Annotated in this window: 1 protein-coding gene; it reads right to left on the bottom strand. The window is 74.9% G+C overall.

Translation table 11 applies throughout. The annotated features are described in order from the left end of the window. On the bottom strand, positions 1-676 hold a 676-nt coding region (locus GL263_RS27550), incomplete at both ends, for a type I-E CRISPR-associated protein Cas6/Cse3/CasE (protein ID WP_182858438.1).

Here is a 676-nt window from a genome sequence, read left to right as displayed (position 1 = left end):
GTGGGGGCGTCGCGGGTGGGAGGGGGGCGAGGGTCATGAGGCCGCAGCCGTACGCGCGGGCTTTGCCGAGGCCCTGGGTGAGGGTGCGGCGGAGGGCGTCGGGGTCGGTGACCTTGAGACGGCCGTCGTAGGTGACGGTGACGAGTCGGACGGGTTGGCGGCGGGGGTTGGAGCCGTCCGGGCCGCCGCCGGAGGCGCCCGCGCCGGCGCTCGTGCCCGTGCTCGCGCCCTTGCGGAAGTTCAGGGAGCGTTCGTCGGTGACGGTCAGTTCGTAGCGGTCGCCGTGGTGGGGGTGGCCCTTGTGGGTGGTGCCGGCCGGCAGCAGTCGGCGGGCGGCGGGCTTCTCGAGGACCTGGAAGCCGCAGCGTTTCTGGCGTTCCTCGTCGAGCAGCCAGCCGAGTTGGTGGCGGGCGGTGAGGTGGGCGGTGCGCTTGGTGGGTTCGCCGGGCTTGCGGCGGATGTGGTGGACGGGGTTGGCGGTGAGGCGGAAGGCCCACGTGTCGCCTTCCGCCAGGCGGTCCAGGAGCGGGCCGTACGGTCGGGTCTGCCAGCCGGGGGTGGCGGCGTCGGTGGCGAGGGCCGGCCAGCCGGCCTGCTCGACGAGGTGGGTGAGGTCGGGGCGGTCGGGGCTGACGAGGTAGAGGTGGACGTCGGCGCGGCCGTTGTGGTCCAGGCG

The sequence above is a fragment of the Streptomyces durbertensis genome, assembly GCF_014156695.1.
GTDB classification, from domain to species: domain Bacteria; phylum Actinomycetota; class Actinomycetes; order Streptomycetales; family Streptomycetaceae; genus Streptomyces; species Streptomyces durbertensis.
Note: the sequence above shows the minus strand (reverse complement) of the source record. Positions and strands in the feature narration are given on the sequence as shown.